Here is a 15,001-nt window from a genome sequence, read left to right on the forward strand (position 1 = left end):
ATGATGCGTACGCGTCCGCTGAAGGTGGCGCTGCTGGGCTGTGGGGTCGTCGGCTCAGAGGTGGCGCGCATCATGACGACGCACGCCGACGACCTCACAGCCAGGATCGGCGCCCCGGTGGAGCTCGCCGGGGTCGCCGTCCGGCGCCCCTCCAAGGTCCGCGCCGGCATCGACCCCGAGCTGGTCACCACGGACGCCACCGCGCTCGTCAAACGCGGCGACATCGACGTCGTGGTCGAGGTCATCGGCGGCATCGAGCCCGCCCGCACCCTGATCACCACCGCCTTCGAGCACGGCGCGTCCGTCGTCTCCGCGAACAAGGCCCTGATCGCCCAGGACGGCGCCGCGCTGCACGCCGCCGCCGAGCAGCAGGGGCGCGACCTCTACTACGAGGCCGCGGTCGCCGGCGCGATCCCGCTGATCAGGCCGCTGCGCGAGTCCCTGGCCGGGGACAAGGTCAACCGCGTCCTCGGCATCGTGAACGGCACCACCAACTTCATCCTCGACAAGATGGACACCACCGGCGCGGGCTACCAGGAGGCCCTGGACGAGGCCACCGCGCTCGGGTACGCGGAGGCCGACCCCACCGCCGACGTCGAGGGCTTCGACGCCGCCGCCAAGGCCGCGATCCTCGCCGGCATCGCCTTCCACACGCGCGTGCGCCTCGACGACGTCCACCGCGAGGGCATGACCGAGGTCACCGCCGCCGACTTCGCGTCCGCGAAGCGCATGGGCTGCACCATCAAGCTGCTCGCCATCTGCGAGCGGGCCGCCGACGGCGGCTCCGTCACCGCCCGCGTGCACCCCGCGATGATTCCGCTCAGCCACCCGCTGGCGAGCGTCCGCGAGGCGTACAACGCCGTCTTCGTGGAGGCCGAGGCCGCCGGCCGGCTCATGTTCTACGGGCCCGGCGCCGGCGGCGCGCCGACCGCCTCCGCCGTCCTCGGCGACCTGGTCGCCGTGTGCCGCAACAAGCTCGGCGAGGCCACCGGCCCCGGCGACTCCGCGTACACGCAGTTGCCCGTGGGCTCCATGGGCGAGGTCGTCACGCGGTACCACATCAGTCTCGACGTGGCCGACAAGCCGGGCGTGCTCGCGCAGGTCGCGACGGTCTTCGCCGAGCACGGCGTGTCCATCGACACGGTCCGTCAGACGGTCAAGGACGGGGAGGCCTCCCTCGTCGTCGTCACCCACTGCGCGCCCGACGCCGCCCTCAGCGGCACCGTCGAGGCGCTGCGCAATCTCGACACCGTGCGTGGTGTCGCCAGCATCATGCGGGTTGAAGGGGAGTAAGCAGAAATGACCCACCAGTGGCGCGGAATCATCGAGGAGTACCGGGACCGCCTGCCCGTCTCCGCCACCACGCCGGTCGTGACGCTCCGCGAGGGCGGTACGCCGCTCGTGCCCGCGCAGGTGCTCTCCGAGCGCACGGGCTGCGAGGTCCACCTCAAGGTCGAGGGCGCCAACCCCACCGGGTCCTTCAAGGACCGCGGTATGACCATGGCCATCACCAAGGCGAAGGAGGAGGGCGCCAAGGCCGTCATCTGCGCCTCCACCGGCAACACCTCCGCCTCGGCCGCCGCCTACGCGGTGCGCGCGGGCATGGTCTGCGCGGTCCTGGTGCCGCAGGGCAAGATCGCGCTCGGCAAGATGGGCCAGGCGCTCGTCTACGGCTCGAGGATCCTCCAGGTCGACGGCAACTTCGACGACTGCCTGGACCTGGCCCGGGGCCTGTCCGAGAACTACCCGGTGGCCCTGGTCAACTCCGTCAACCCGTTCCGCATCGAGGGCCAGAAGACCGCCTCCTTCGAGATCGTGGACGCCCTCGGCGACGCCCCGGACCTGCACGTCCTGCCGGTCGGCAACGCGGGCAACATCACGGCGTACTGGAAGGGCTACAAGGAGTACGAGGCCGAGGGCCCGGCCACCCGTACGCCCCGGATGTGGGGCTTCCAGGCCTCCGGTTCCGCGCCGATCGTGCGCGGCGAGGTCGTCAAGGACCCCTCGACGATCGCCACCGCGATTCGCATCGGCAACCCCGCGTCGTGGCAGCACGCGCTCGCCGCGCGCGACGAGTCGGGCGGCCGCATCGACGAGGTGACGGACCGTGAGATCCTGCGCGCCTACAAGCTGTTGGCGTCCCAGGAGGGCGTCTTCGTCGAGCCCGCGTCCGCCGCGTCCGTGGCCGGTCTGCTGAAGGCCGCCGAGCAGGGCGAGGTCGACCGGGGCCAGCGCATCGTCTGCACCGTCACCGGCAACGGCCTCAAGGACCCGGACTGGGCGGTCGCGGGCGCCCCGCAGCCGGTCACGGTCCCGGTCGACGCCGCCGCCGCGGCGGAGCGGCTGGGCCTGGCGTAACAGCCGGCGGCCCGGCGCCCGGACCGCCGGGCACGGTCGCGCCCGCCGTGGCGCGCCGGGCTGGGGCGGGCTGTGCCGGGCCTTACCGGGCCGGGCCGGGTCGCGCCGGGCCCGGCCGGGCAAACCTCTCAACTCCCCACAGGGGTTGCACAGGGGGCTCGCGACACGCATCGTGCGCCTCCTGTGCGCCCTATGTCGCCACAGAACCTTCCTTCGATAGGCTGTAGCGAACCCACCCCGCCGCATATGCCGCGCGGTGCCGCTCGCGATGCGGCCTTCGGGTGCTGCCGTCCGTCCCTGGTCAAGGCTGGTGGAAGCCGGTCGAGACCGGCCGAGGCGGCAAGTCCTCCACAATTCGCAGCTCAAGGAGAGTCATCGAGCGATGGCCGGTCCCGCGTTCCGCGCCGCCGCCGTCAGGGTGCGCACCCCCGCCACCAGCGCCAACCTCGGCCCGGGCTTCGACGCCCTCGGTCTGTCGCTGGGGCTCTACGACGACGTGGTCGTGCGCGTCGCCGACTCCGGCCTGCACGTCGACATCGCCGGCGAGGGCAGCGAGACCCTCCCGCGCGACGAGTCGCACCTGCTCGTACGCTCCCTGCGTACCGCCTTCGACCTGCTCGGCGGGCAGCCGCGCGGCCTGGAGGTCGTGTGCGCCAACCGCATCCCGCACGGCCGCGGCCTGGGCTCGTCGTCCGCCGCCATCTGCGCCGGGATCGTCGCCGCCCGGGCGGTGACCATAGGCGGCGAGGCCAGGCTGGACGACACCGCCCTGCTGGAGCTGGCCACCGAGATCGAAGGCCACCCCGACAACGTGGCCGCCTGCCTGCTCGGCGGCTTCACCGCCTCCTGGATGGACGGCTCCGTGGCCCGCGCCATCAGGATGGAGCCCGTCGATTCCATCGTTCCGGTGGTTTTCGTCCCCGGAAAGCCCGTGCTCACGGAAACCGCCCGCGGACTGCTGCCGCGCACCGTCCCGCACGTGGACGCGGCCGCCAACGCGGGCCGGGCCGCGCTGCTCGTCGAGGCCCTGACCAGGCGCCCCGAGCTGCTGCTGCCCGCCACCGAGGACCGCCTGCACCAGGAGTACCGCGCCCCGGCCATGCCGGAGAGCGCCGCCCTGGTGGAGCGCCTGCGCGCCGACGGCGTGCCCGCGGTGATCTCCGGCGCCGGACCCACGGTCCTCGCGCTGGTCGACGACAGCGCGGCCGACAAGGTCGCGCGGCTCGCGGGCGAGGGGTGGGCGGCCAACCGCCTGGCGCTCGACTCCGCGGGCACGAGCGTGCTGCCGCTCGCTCCCTGACCGGGGAGGGCAGCGCGTTCGGGGTGTCCGGATTTGGAGAGGGGGAATGTTTGTTGGATCCGGTAGTGTTAACCTCAAGTCTGCACCCGACCTCACCATGGCGAGGTGCTTTGTGTCCCCGTCCGGGACATCCATCCTTCCGGGAGCCTCCCAACCTGCTCTGTGCCCCGCACTGAGCAGTGCCGAGCACGCTCCGGAACCGGCGTGACCAAGCCGAGTAACCACCGCACATCAGTGGTCCGGCATCGGGAAACGCCACATCTGTGAACTCTTCCGCCGCGTAGGCGGACCACCGCCCCGGCATGGTCCACACACCAGGGACCGCCGGACAGCACAACCGGTCGCCGAGCCAGACAGGCCGACGTCCGCTCCAGGGAAGGACCCTTCGTGAGCGACACCACCGATCTGATGGGCGTGACTGCCGACACGCCCGCCACGGACGCCCCTGCGGCGCCTGCCACCGGTGCTTCGGCCGGATCCCGGCGGCGCCGCGGCACCGGCCTCGAGGGCATGGTGCTGGCGGAACTGCAGCAGGTCGCCTCGGGCCTCGGGATCAAGGGCACTGCGCGGATGCGCAAGAGCCAGCTGATCGAGGTCATCAAGGAGGCGCAGGCCGCCGGCGGCGCCCCGGCCAAGGGCGCCGACACCGCGGACGCCCCGGCCAAGCCCAAGCGCCGCGCCACCTCCAAGGCGCGCACCGGCGACACCGCCGAGAAGCCCGCCGCCAAGGCCGACGAGGCCCCGGCCGAGCACGCCCCGGCCGCCCCGGCCCAGCAGCAGATCGACATCCCCGGCCAGCCCGCCCCCAAGCTCTCGGCCCCGGTCGAGCAGGGAGGCGCCCCCCTCGACGAGAAGCCGGGCCGCGCCCGCCGTCGGGCCACCGCCGAGGCCGGCAGCCCCGAGACCGTCCAGGCCGAGGCCATGGGCCAGGGCGAGCAGCCGAAGGCCGAGGCCGCCAGGGGCGAGCAGTCCGAGGGCAGGGCCGACCGGTCCGACAAGGGCGACGACCAGCAGGGCGAGGGCCGCCAGGGCCGCCGCGACCGCCAGGGCCGGGGCCGCGACCGCGACCGCCGGAACAAGGGCGACGACCAGCAGGGCGGCGGCAACCGCAAGGACCAGCAGGGCGGCCGCCAGGACCGTCAGGACCGCCAGGAGCGTCAGGACCGGCAGGACCGGCAGCAGCGCGACAACGGTCCGCAGGACGACTTCGACGACGAGGCGGGCGGCCGCCGTGGCCGCCGCGGGCGCTACCGCGACCGCCGTGGCCGCCGTGGCCGCGACGACTTCGCGAACGAGCCGCAGGTCTCCGATGACGACGTCCTGATCCCCGTCGCGGGCATCCTCGACATCCTCGACAACTACGCCTTCATCCGTACGTCGGGCTACCTGCCGGGCCCCAACGACGTGTACGTCTCCCTCGCCCAGGTCCGCAAGAACGGCCTGCGCAAGGGCGACCACGTCACCGGCGCGGTGCGTCAGCCCAAGGACGGCGAGCGCCGCGAGAAGTTCAACGCGCTCGTCCGCCTGGACTCCGTGAACGGCATGGCGCCCGAACACGGCCGCGGCCGCCCGGAGTTCGGCAAGCTGACGCCCCTCTACCCGCAGGACCGGCTCCGCCTGGAGACCGACCCGGGCATCCTCACCACCCGCATCATCGACCTCGTCTCGCCCATCGGTAAGGGCCAGCGCGGTCTGATCGTGGCCCCGCCGAAGACCGGCAAGACCATGATCATGCAGGCGGTCGCGAACGCGATCACGCACAACAACCCCGAGTGCCACCTGATGGTCGTCCTCGTCGACGAGCGTCCGGAAGAGGTCACCGACATGCAGCGGTCGGTCAAGGGCGAGGTCATCTCCTCGACCTTCGACCGCCCGGCCGAGGACCACACCACCGTCGCCGAGCTCGCCATCGAGCGCGCCAAGCGCCTGGTGGAGCTCGGCCACGACGTGGTCGTGCTGCTCGACTCGATCACCCGCCTGGGCCGCGCGTACAACCTCGCCGCCCCGGCCTCCGGCCGCATCCTGTCCGGTGGTGTCGACTCGACCGCGCTCTACCCGCCGAAGAAGTTCTTCGGCGCCGCGCGCAACATCGAGGACGGCGGCTCGCTGACCATCCTGGCCACCGCGCTGGTCGAGACCGGCTCGCGGATGGACGAGGTGATCTTCGAGGAGTTCAAGGGCACCGGCAACATGGAGCTCAAGCTCGACCGGAAGCTCTCGGACAAGCGCATCTTCCCGGCGGTGGACGTCGACGCGTCCAGCACCCGCAAGGAGGAGATCCTGCTCGGCAGCGACGAGCTCGCCATCGTCTGGAAGCTCCGCCGGGTGCTGCACGCCCTCGACCAGCAGCAGGCCATCGAGCTGCTCCTGGACAAGATGAAGCAGACGAAGTCGAACGCCGAGTTCCTGCTCCAGATCCAGAAGACGACGCCGGCGCCGGGCAACGGCAACGACTGACCGGCGTGGTCGCCCCGAGCGGGTGAGCACAAAAGGGGGCCGGTCCCGTCGACGACGGGACCGGCCCCCTTCCGCATGCCGCGGCGCCGGAGGGCGGCCCTGAAGGCGTATAGGCGGTTTTCGGCCACGCGACCTTGGTCACACGGATAAGAGATTCTCACCGGGCCGCGCAGTGCGTCGGCTGCCGCGAAAGCCCAGGTGGAGGGCCACAAACAGGGACCGCCGCGGACGCTCCGTAGCCGTCGGACCCCGGGGCGCACACAGGGCGCTATGCAACCCTTCCTTCGGTTTTGACGTCTGACCAGTGACGAAAAGCCACGCCTGACCCTGAAAGCAGGGGGTAGCCGACCGCACCACGAGGACTGAGGAGCGCATGACGGACGACAGCAGGCCCGGCGACGCGAAGCCGAAGCAGCGCGGCAAGCGCGGCCGGCGCCGCAAGCCGCCCAGCAAGCGCAAGAAGGCCCTCGTCATATCGGCCTGGACCGCCGCCGGTGTGACCGTCCTCGGCGGCACGGGCCTCGGCTACGTCTACTTCAAGCTCAACGGCAACATCAAGGGCGTCGACATCAACGCCGCGCTCGGCACGGACCGCCCTGAGAACGTCGACAACGGCTCCCAGGACATCCTCGTCCTCGGCTCCGACTCGCGCTCGGGCAAGAACGCCAAGTACGGCAAGGACGAGGGCGTGGCCCGGTCCGACACCGCGATGATCGTCCACGTCTACAAGGGCCACAAGAAGGCCAGCGTCGTCTCCATCCCCCGCGACACCCTCATCACCCGCCCCGAGTGCCCCGCCAAGGACGGCGGGACCGACCCGGGCGGGCGGCGCCAGATGTTCAACACGGCGTACGAGGTCGGCGGCCCGGCGTGCGCGGTCAAGACCGTCGAGAAGATGTCCGGCATCCGCATGGACCACTACGTCGAGGTCGACTTCACGGGCTTCAAGAAGCTCATCGACACCCTCGGCGGCGTCGACATCACCACCAAGAAGCCGATCAAGGACAAGGACAGCCACCTCGACCTGCCGGCCGGCGAGCACACCCTCGACGGCGAGCAGGCCCTCGGCCTGGTCCGCACCCGGCACGGCGTCGGCGACGGCAGCGACCTCGGCCGCATCCAGCTCCAGCAGGCCTTCATCAAGGCCCTGATGGAGCAGGTCAAGGACGTCAACCTGTTCGGCAGTCCGAAGAAGCTCTACGACCTCGCGGACTCCGCCACCAGCGCCATCACCACGGACTCCGAGCTGGACTCGGTCAAGGACCTGGCGGGCTTCGCGAACGGCCTCAAGGGCATCGGGTCGAAGGACATGAAGATGGTCACGCTGCCCATCCAGTACGACTCGGCCGACCCCAACCGCGTCCTGCCCCTGGAGAAGGCCGACCGGCAGGTCTGGGACGCCCTGCTGGCCGACAAGGACATCCCGAAGTCGGCCACCGACAAGTCCGCGGGCGACAAGGGCGCCGCGGGCAAGGTCGTGACCAGCGACTGAGCCCCCGGGACAGGCCGGGGGAGGGCCCTCGGCCCGGCCCGGTCCCGGCCCCGCACGGGCCCTTCCGGCGGCCCGGGGAATACTTCGGGACCCACCCCGGTTTGGGCAGATGCGGCCGGTCCTGGCAAACTGGTCCGTCGGCCCCGGTTCACGCACCCGCATCCCGCGCGTGCGACCCGGCGCCCTCCCGAAACTAGGAGACACCTTGAAGCGCGACATTCACCCCGAGTACGCCGAGACGCAGGTCAGCTGCACCTGTGGCGCGTCGTTCACCACCCGCAGCACGATCCCCGGCGGCACCATCCGCGCCGAGGTCTGCTCCGAGTGCCACCCGTTCTACACGGGCAAGCAGAAGATCCTCGACACCGGTGGCCGTGTGGCCCGCTTCGAGGCCCGCTTCGGCAAGGCTGCCGGCTCCGCCAAGAAGTAGCGAGCCACCTGCGCCGGTCTCCGACCGCCCTCGTCCACGGGGGTGGCCGGGACCGGCGTTTGCCGTCTGTCGCACCAGCGGCCGCGGAAAGCCCCGCGCGAGCCCCCGCCCGCGCACCGACACGCGTACCGGAAGACGTACCGGAAGACCAGGAGCCCCCGATGTTCGAGGCGGTCGAGGAACTGATCGGCGAGCACGCCGATCTCGAGCAGAAGCTCGCCGACCCGTCGGTCCACGCCGACCAGGCCAACGCGCGCAAGCTCAACAAGCGCTACGCCGAGCTGACCCCGATCGTCGCCACGTACCGCACCTGGAAGCAGCTGGGCGACGACATCGAGACCGCGCGCGAGTTCACGGCCGACGACCCCGACTTCGCCGCCGAGGTCAAGGAGCTGACCGAGCGCCGCGAGGAGGTCACCGAGAAGCTGCGGCTGCTGCTCGTCCCGCGCGACCCCAGCGACGACAAGGACGTCATCCTCGAGATCAAGGCGGGTGCGGGCGGTGACGAGTCCGCCCTGTTCGCCGGTGACCTGCTGCGCATGTACCTGCGGTACGCCGAGCGCGTCGGCTGGAAGACCGAGATCATCGACGCCACCGAGTCCGAGCTCGGCGGCTACAAGGACGTCCAGGTCGCCGTGAAGACCAAGGGCGGCCAGGGCGCCACCGAGCCCGGCCAGGGCGTGTGGGCCCGGCTGAAGTACGAGGGCGGCGTGCACCGCGTGCAGCGCGTGCCCGCGACCGAGTCGCAGGGCCGCATCCACACCTCCGCCGCCGGTGTCCTGGTGACGCCCGAGGCCGAGGAGATCGACGTCGAGATCAACCCGAACGACCTGCGCATCGACGTCTACCGCTCCTCCGGGCCCGGCGGCCAGTCCGTGAACACCACCGACTCCGCGGTGCGCATCACGCACGTCCCCACCGGTGTCGTCGCCTCCTGCCAGAACGAGAAGAGCCAGCTCCAGAACAAGGAGCAGGCGCTGCGTATCCTGCGCTCCAGGCTGCTCGCCGCGGCGCAGGAGGAGGCGGAGAGCAAGGCGGCGGACGCCCGCCGCAGCCAGGTCCGCACCGTCGACCGCTCCGAGAAGATCCGCACGTACAACTACCCGGAAAACCGCATCTCCGACCACCGCGTCGGCTTCAAGGCGTACAACTTGGACCAGGTGCTCGACGGCGACCTCGACGCGGTCATCCAGGCCTGCGTGGACGCGGACTCCGCCGCCAAGCTCGCCGCCGCGTAAGCCCGCCGACGTACGGACCGCTCAAGCCCCCGGAGGACCAGCGTGAACCTGCTGCTCGCGGAGGTGGCCCAGGCCACCCAGCGGCTGGCCGACGCCGGCGTGCCCTCGCCGCGCAACGACGCGGAGGAGCTCGCCGCCTTCGTGCACGGCGTGAAACGGGGCGAACTGCACTCCGTCAAGGACGCGGACTTCGACGCCCGCTACTGGGAGGTCATCGCCCGGCGGGAGGCCCGTGAGCCGCTCCAGCACATCACCGGCCGGGCGTTCTTCCGGTACCTGGAGCTCCAGGTCGGGCCCGGCGTGTTCGTGCCCCGCCCGGAGACGGAGTCCGTCGTCGGCTGGGCCATAGACGCCGTCCGCGCGATGGACGTCGTCGAGCCGCTCATCGTCGACCTGTGCACCGGCTCCGGGGCCATCGCGCTCGCCCTGGCCCAGGAGGTGCCGCGTTCGCGCGTGCACGCCGTGGAGCTGTCCGAGGACGCGCTGAAATGGACCCGCAAGAACGTCGAGGGCTCCCGCGTCACCCTGCACGCGGGTGACGCCCGCACGGCCCTTCCGCAGCTCGACGGGCAGGTCGACCTGGTGGTCTCCAACCCCCCGTACATCCCGCTCACCGAATGGGAGTACGTTGCGCCGGAGGCCCGGGACTACGATCCCGAGCTCGCCCTGTTCTCCGGCGAGGACGGCCTGGACCTGATCCGCGGCATCGAGCGCACCGCGCACCGGCTGCTGCGGCCCGGCGGGGTCGTCGTCGTGGAGCACGCCGACACCCAGGGCGGCCAGGTGCCATGGATCTTCACCGAGGAGCGGGGCTGGGCCGACGCTGCCGACCACCCCGACCTGAACAACCGGCCGCGGTTCGCGACCGCCCGCAAGGCGATGCCGTGACGACGGCGGCGACGACGAGCACGGCGGGCGCGACCGCCCCCGCCGGACCGGCCGCGCACCGGCACGCACAGGGGCGCTGGCCCGCGTACCACCAGCACCACCAGCACCACCAGCACCGGAACCGGCAACAGCACCAGTACCAGACCGACCAGCACGACCAGCACGACCGGCACGACGAGTACGTGGACCAGTACGTGTACGAGGAGGCCCGCTAGATGGCACGGCGATACGACACCAACGACGCGACCGACCGTGCGACGGGTCTGCGTGAGGCCGCGTCCGCCGTCCGCCGCGGCGAGCTGGTCGTGCTGCCCACGGACACCGTGTACGGCGTCGGCGCGGACGCCTTCAGCCCCGAGGCCGTCGCCGACCTGCTGGACGCCAAGGGGCGCGGCCGGAACATGCCCACGCCCGTCCTCATCGGCTCCCCGAACACCCTGCACGGCCTCGTCACGGACTTCTCCGAGGCGGCCTGGGAACTCGTCGACGCCTTCTGGCCCGGCGCGCTCACGCTCGTCGCCAAGCAGCAGCCGTCGCTCCAGTGGGACCTGGGGGACACCCGGGGCACCGTCGCCATCCGGATGCCGCTGCACCCGGTGGCCATCGAGCTCCTGACGGAGGTCGGCCCGATGGCCGTCTCCTCCGCCAACCTCACCGGGCACCCGGCGCCGGAGGACTGCGATGCCGCCCAGGAGATGCTCGGCGACGCCATCTCCGTCTACCTCGACGGCGGCCCGACGCCCGGCATCGTCCCGTCCTCCATCGTCGACGTCACCGGCAAGGTGCCCGTGCTGCTGCGCGCGGGCGCGCTGGACGCGGAGGAGCTCCGCAAGGTGGTACCCGACCTCGAGGTGGCCAATTGACAGCCCCTGAGACGGGGCGTGGCATAGCGGGTCCCTGGGCCCCCGCGGGGCCCCCGGAGCACGCGGGCTTCCCCGGCCCGGCCGCGGACGACGCGGCCCGCCGGGCCCCCGGGACCTTCCGCATCCTCCACGTCAGCACCGGCAACGTCTGCCGCTCGCCGATCACCGAGCGGCTCACCCGGCACGCCCTCGCCGACCGGCTCGGCGACCCGGGCGCCGGGGGGCTCGTCGTGGAGAGCGCGGGCACCTGGGGCCACGAGGGCGCGCCCATGGAGACGCACGCGGAGACCGTCCTCGCCGACTTCGGCGCGGACCCCTCCGGGTTCGTCGGGCGGGAGCTGCTCGACGACCACGTCATCCGGGCCGACCTGGTGCTCACCGCCACGCGCGACCACCGGGCGCAGGTCATCTCCATGGGGCACTCGGCCGGGCTGCGCACGTTCACCCTCAAGGAGTTCACCCGGCTGGTGCGGGCCATAGACCCGGCGACGCTGCCCGACCCCGACGGGGCGGACGGGGTGGTCGAGCGGGCGCGTGCCCTGGTGCGGGCGGCCGCCGCCCTGCGCGGGTGGCTGCTCGCCCCCAGCGTCGAGGCCGACGAGGTCTACGACCCCTACGGCGCGCCCCTGCCCTTCTTCCGCTCCGTGGGCGGCGAGATCCAGCAGGCCCTGGACCCGGTGGTCACAGCCCTGACGGGGGTCCCGGCCGCCCGCCTGTAGCCCTCGCGGGGGGCGCCCCAGACCCGCCCCTTCCCGAACCAGGGGCTGCCGCCCCTGGACCCCGCTTGATCGGCCTTCGGCCTCGTCCTCAAACGCCGGACGGGCTGGAACTTTCCGCCGAGCGCGGCTGGAATCTTCAGCGTGGCCGCGCTGAACGTCTCCGCCGTGGCCGCGGTGGAGAGTCTCAGCCCGTCCGGCGTTTGAGGACGAGCGCGTCAGCGCGATTTCGGGGGTCCAGGGGGCGGAGACCCCTGGTTTCGGGAAAGGGGCGGGTCTGGGGCGCCCCGCGAGGGCACCGCCGCGCGCATCCGCAGGCCCGTGCCTACAGTGGAGAGATGACGACGGTGGGCCCCGCAAGAGCCGCCGCCCCGGCGGCGTACGCGGCGCTGCGCCGCCAGGACCCCGAGCTCGCCGAGGTCCTGCTCGGCGAAACCACGCGCCAGTCCACCTCGCTCCAGCTCATCGCCGCCGAGAACTTCACCTCCGAGGCCGTCCTGACGGCCCTCGGCTCCCCGCTGGCGAACAAGTACGCCGAGGGCTACCCCGGAGCCCGCCACCACGGCGGCTGCGAGTTCGTGGACGTCGCCGAGCGCCTCGCCACCGACCGCGCCACGGCCCTCTTCGGCGCCGCGCACGCCAACGTCCAGGCCCACTCGGGCTCCTCGGCCGTCCTGGCCGCGTACGCCGCGCTCCTGCGTCCGGGGGACACGGTCCTCGCGATGGGTCTCCCGTACGGAGGACACCTCACGCACGGCTCGCCCGCGAACTTCTCGGGCCGTTGGTTCACGTTCGTCGGCTACGGCCTGGACCCGGCCAGTGGGCTCGTCGACTACGAGCAGGTGCGTGCCCTGGCCCGCGCGCACCGGCCGAAAGCCATCGTCTGCGGCTCCATCGCCTACCCGCGCCACCTCGACTACGCCGCCTTCCGCGAGGTGGCCGACGACGTGGGCGCCTACCTGATCGCCGACGCCGCCCACCCCATCGGCCTGGTCGCGGGCGGCGCCGCCCCCAGCCCGGTGCCGTACGCGGACATCGTCTGCGCCACCACCCACAAGGTGCTGCGCGGCCCGCGCGGCGGCCTGATCCTGTGCGGCGCCGACCTCGCCGAGCGGGTCGACCGGGCGGTGTTCCCGTTCACGCAGGGCGGCGCGCAGATGCACACCATCGCCGCCAAGGCGGTGGCCTTCGGCGAGGCGGCGACCCCCGCCTTCACCGCGTACGCCCACCAAGTCGTCGCCAACGCGCGGACGTTGGCGCAGGCGCTGGCGGGGGAGGGGTTCGCCGTCAGCACCGGCGGCACGGACACGCACCTGGTGCTCGTCGACCCGTCCCCGCACGGCGTCACCGCCCGCACGGCCCGCGGCCGCCTCGCCGCGGCCGGCCTGGTACTGGACACCTGCGCCCTGCCCCATGCCGCCACCGCCACCGAGGCCCGCGGCCTCCGCCTCGGCACGGCCGCCGTCACCACCCAGGGCATGCGCGAGGGCGAGATGGCACGGGTGGCGGCGCTCATGGCCAGTGCCGTCAGAGACGGCGGCAGCCTCTCCGAAGTGCGAGCGCACACCTGCGAACTTGCTCGAATGTTTCCACCGTACGGGAGTGGGCGACAGCGGTGAACCCGGCCTGAAGGTGCCTTACCTTCAAGCCGGGCAGTCTTCTGCGTAGGACCTAATTCGACGTGCTGGCTAGCACGTGCGCACCTTCATGGAGACAGGTGCGGAGCCACTGGTCTTGAACTTCCACAACGCCGTCTTATTCGGTTTGATCGTCTTGCATGGCAGGTCTCGTCCCGGGCGGATGTCGACCTTGCGCTTCACCGTGACGTTGCTGCAGTTCTTGTAGTAAATGTTCCAGCGCTTGACCCCGGGGGTGGAGTCCGCCACTGCCCGTATGGTGGTTCCGCACCTTACCTGTAAGGTGTCGCCGCTACCGCTGTTGTTGTGCACAAGGTTTGCTCTTGCTTTGCCGACAGTGCGAGCGTCGACACTTGCTTCAGTCGCTGAAGCCATGCCTGCCGCCCCCAAGGATCCCAGGGCGACTACTGCTGCCGCAGCAGTTCCTAACCTCTTGCGCATGTCTCTCCTTTTGTGGTCCGGAGAACCAAGGTGGTACCTCGAAATCTCGCCGTACCGCCCGGCGTGCTCCACTTCTCTGCCTGTCCCGGGCCATACGGGCAGGAAAGGCCCTTGGAAATGGGCAGGCAGGTGAGGGGGAGCTCGTTATCGCTGCAAGAACTCGAAAATCCGGTGAGGCCTCGGCGCTCTCTGCGCGGTGCGTGTGGGCCGATCGGCTGCGGGCCGGTGCGGAGTTCGGGTACCTGCGCGTTGCGCTACGACGGGGCGTATGCCCCCGGCTCATCGGCGGTCGCAGCGCGTGCCTTGGCACGACTGCCGTCCCTCGCCGGGCATGGGGTACGGGTAGACGGTACGGGGCAGCGCGATGGAGGTGGGCGCTGCCAAGGCCTGGCCGCAGTGACCGACGTGCGGGTACGTGTCCACCGGTTGGTGAACACGTACCCGCCCTTCTGGACAGGATGATGGAACAGCTACCGGTGTACGGGCATGAACCCGGGCGGTTCCTGTGCGGCCGCTATCCCGTTGGACGGCTCAGCACTTCTTCACTTTACGAGGGCTGTCCGGACCGAAATGGCCGGTCTCATAGTGCCACTTCACTGTCTTGCGGGCCTTGATCTTCTTGCACTCGAGGTCCCTGCTCCGCTTGATGTCGACCTTGCGCTCGACGGTGCGGTTGCTGCAGTTCTTGAAATAAATGTCCCAGCGCTTGTTGCCGAAAATCCCCGGCCCGTTGCTCAGGCGCTTGATGGTGCCGCCGCACCGCAGGCGCTGCAGCTCGGCGTCGAGCTTCGCGTCCGCGGAAACGGTTGTGGTCGCTGTTCTGACGGTGCTGCGGGCCGGCGCATCAGCGTCCTGGGCGGAAGCCTGTCCCGCCACACTCAGTGAGCCCGCCACCGCCACTGCGGCGACGCACGCTCCTATTGTCTTGCGCATTCTTCTCCCTTGGTCAGTGGGTGAGAAGGTGTCGACGGATATAGGGCTGCGCCCGTGTCGACCCCCGTTTGCTCGTCCTTTCTATCGTGCATGCGCAAACGCAATCAACGCGCTAGTTTTGTTGATATCTGAAATGCGTAACCAGCGTCCCAAAAGTGACTGGTCATTCGCGTGCCCGGGTGTTTCCTGGGCGGGGTGATTTCCCGAACCTCCAGGTCGCACCCATGTGCGTCGTTTGATTCCGGTTA

14 protein-coding genes are annotated in these 15,001 nt (G+C 71.2%); 12 read left to right on the forward strand and 2 right to left on the reverse strand.

The annotated features are described in order from the left end of the window. Nucleotides 1-3 precede the first annotated feature (3 nt). From QK440_RS03150 to glyA, 12 genes are all read left to right on the forward strand, one after another. The gene (locus tag QK440_RS03150) at nt 4-1,293 is read left to right on the forward strand and encodes a homoserine dehydrogenase (RefSeq protein ID WP_282791410.1); all 1,290 of its coding nucleotides are present in this window, start codon (nt 4-6) and stop codon (nt 1,291-1,293) included. Nucleotides 1,294-1,299: 6 nt separating this feature from the next. After that, nucleotides 1,300-2,358, forward strand: a complete 1,059-nt coding sequence (thrC, locus tag QK440_RS03155) for a threonine synthase (RefSeq protein WP_282791363.1) — start codon at nt 1,300-1,302, stop codon at nt 2,356-2,358. 382 nt (nt 2,359-2,740) lie between these two features. Further along, on the forward strand, nt 2,741-3,658 hold the full coding sequence (thrB, locus tag QK440_RS03160) for a homoserine kinase (RefSeq protein ID WP_282791364.1): 918 nt from the start codon (nt 2,741-2,743) through the stop codon (nt 3,656-3,658). A 387-nt stretch (nt 3,659-4,045) separates the two neighbouring features. Then, nucleotides 4,046-6,115 carry a transcription termination factor Rho gene (gene rho / locus QK440_RS03165; RefSeq protein WP_282791365.1) on the forward strand — a complete coding sequence of 690 codons (2,070 nt, stop codon included), beginning with the start codon at nt 4,046-4,048 and terminating at the stop codon, nt 6,113-6,115. Between the two features lie 373 nt (nt 6,116-6,488). After that, on the forward strand, nt 6,489-7,607 hold the full coding sequence (locus QK440_RS03170; RefSeq protein ID WP_282791366.1) for an LCP family protein: 1,119 nt from the start codon (nt 6,489-6,491) through the stop codon (nt 7,605-7,607). A gap of 205 nt (nt 7,608-7,812) precedes the next feature. Then, a complete protein-coding gene (gene rpmE, locus QK440_RS03175; protein WP_282791367.1) occupies nt 7,813-8,037 on the forward strand; it encodes a 50S ribosomal protein L31 in 225 nt (74 codons plus the stop codon). A gap of 161 nt (nt 8,038-8,198) precedes the next feature. After that, a complete protein-coding gene (gene prfA / locus QK440_RS03180; protein WP_282791368.1) occupies nt 8,199-9,275 on the forward strand; it encodes a peptide chain release factor 1 in 1,077 nt (358 codons plus the stop codon). Between the two features lie 42 nt (nt 9,276-9,317). Beyond that, nucleotides 9,318-10,163, forward strand: coding sequence for a peptide chain release factor N(5)-glutamine methyltransferase (prmC, locus tag QK440_RS03185; protein ID WP_282791369.1), 846 nt, complete (start codon nt 9,318-9,320; stop codon nt 10,161-10,163). Next, nucleotides 10,160-10,378, forward strand: a complete 219-nt coding sequence (locus QK440_RS03190) for a hypothetical protein (protein WP_282791370.1) — start codon at nt 10,160-10,162, stop codon at nt 10,376-10,378. Before prmC ends, QK440_RS03190 begins: the two co-directional genes overlap by 4 nt. Next, a complete protein-coding gene (locus tag QK440_RS03195) occupies nt 10,379-11,026 on the forward strand; it encodes an L-threonylcarbamoyladenylate synthase (protein ID WP_282791371.1) in 648 nt (215 codons plus the stop codon). A 122-nt stretch (nt 11,027-11,148) separates the two neighbouring features. Then, the gene (locus QK440_RS03200) at nt 11,149-11,745 is read left to right on the forward strand and encodes a protein-tyrosine-phosphatase (protein WP_282791411.1); all 597 of its coding nucleotides are present in this window, start codon (nt 11,149-11,151) and stop codon (nt 11,743-11,745) included. 335 nt (nt 11,746-12,080) lie between these two features. Beyond that, nucleotides 12,081-13,361 (forward strand): serine hydroxymethyltransferase, encoded by a 1,281-nt coding sequence (gene glyA / locus QK440_RS03205; RefSeq protein ID WP_282791372.1) that lies wholly within the window; start codon nt 12,081-12,083, stop codon nt 13,359-13,361. Nucleotides 13,362-13,430: 69 nt separating this feature from the next. Here the strand turns inward: glyA and QK440_RS03210 are convergent, their stop codons facing one another. Together QK440_RS03210 and QK440_RS03215 are read right to left on the reverse strand one after the other, a co-directional pair. Further along, nucleotides 13,431-13,628: a hypothetical protein gene (locus QK440_RS03210; protein ID WP_282791373.1), complete on the reverse strand. Its 198-nt coding sequence runs from the start codon at nt 13,626-13,628 to the stop codon at nt 13,431-13,433. Nucleotides 13,629-14,351: 723 nt separating this feature from the next. Continuing rightward, nucleotides 14,352-14,753 (reverse strand): hypothetical protein, encoded by a 402-nt coding sequence (locus tag QK440_RS03215; protein WP_282791374.1) that lies wholly within the window; start codon nt 14,751-14,753, stop codon nt 14,352-14,354. Nucleotides 14,754-15,001: the final 248 nt, after the last annotated feature.

Source organism: Streptomyces sp. CC224B (assembly GCF_030010595.1).
In the GTDB taxonomy this organism is placed as follows: Bacteria; Actinomycetota; Actinomycetes; order Streptomycetales; family Streptomycetaceae; genus Streptomyces; species Streptomyces longispororuber.

What these genes read in the sequence shown, in the direction of transcription:
- thrC (WP_282791363.1), top strand. Translation starts at nt 1,300, where the DNA reads ATGACCCACCAGTGGCGCGGAATCATCGAGGAGTACCGGGACCGCCTG.
- glyA (WP_282791372.1), top strand. Translation starts at nt 12,081, where the DNA reads ATGACGACGGTGGGCCCCGCAAGAGCCGCCGCCCCGGCGGCGTACGCG.
- QK440_RS03195 (WP_282791371.1), top strand. Translation starts at nt 10,379, where the DNA reads ATGGCACGGCGATACGACACCAACGACGCGACCGACCGTGCGACGGGT.
- thrB (WP_282791364.1), top strand. Translation starts at nt 2,741, where the DNA reads ATGGCCGGTCCCGCGTTCCGCGCCGCCGCCGTCAGGGTGCGCACCCCC.
- prfA (WP_282791368.1), top strand. Translation starts at nt 8,199, where the DNA reads ATGTTCGAGGCGGTCGAGGAACTGATCGGCGAGCACGCCGATCTCGAG.
- QK440_RS03150 (WP_282791410.1), top strand. Translation starts at nt 4, where the DNA reads ATGCGTACGCGTCCGCTGAAGGTGGCGCTGCTGGGCTGTGGGGTCGTC.
- QK440_RS03170 (WP_282791366.1), top strand. Translation starts at nt 6,489, where the DNA reads ATGACGGACGACAGCAGGCCCGGCGACGCGAAGCCGAAGCAGCGCGGC.
- QK440_RS03215 (WP_282791374.1), bottom strand. Translation starts at nt 14,753, where the DNA reads ATGCGCAAGACAATAGGAGCGTGCGTCGCCGCAGTGGCGGTGGCGGGC.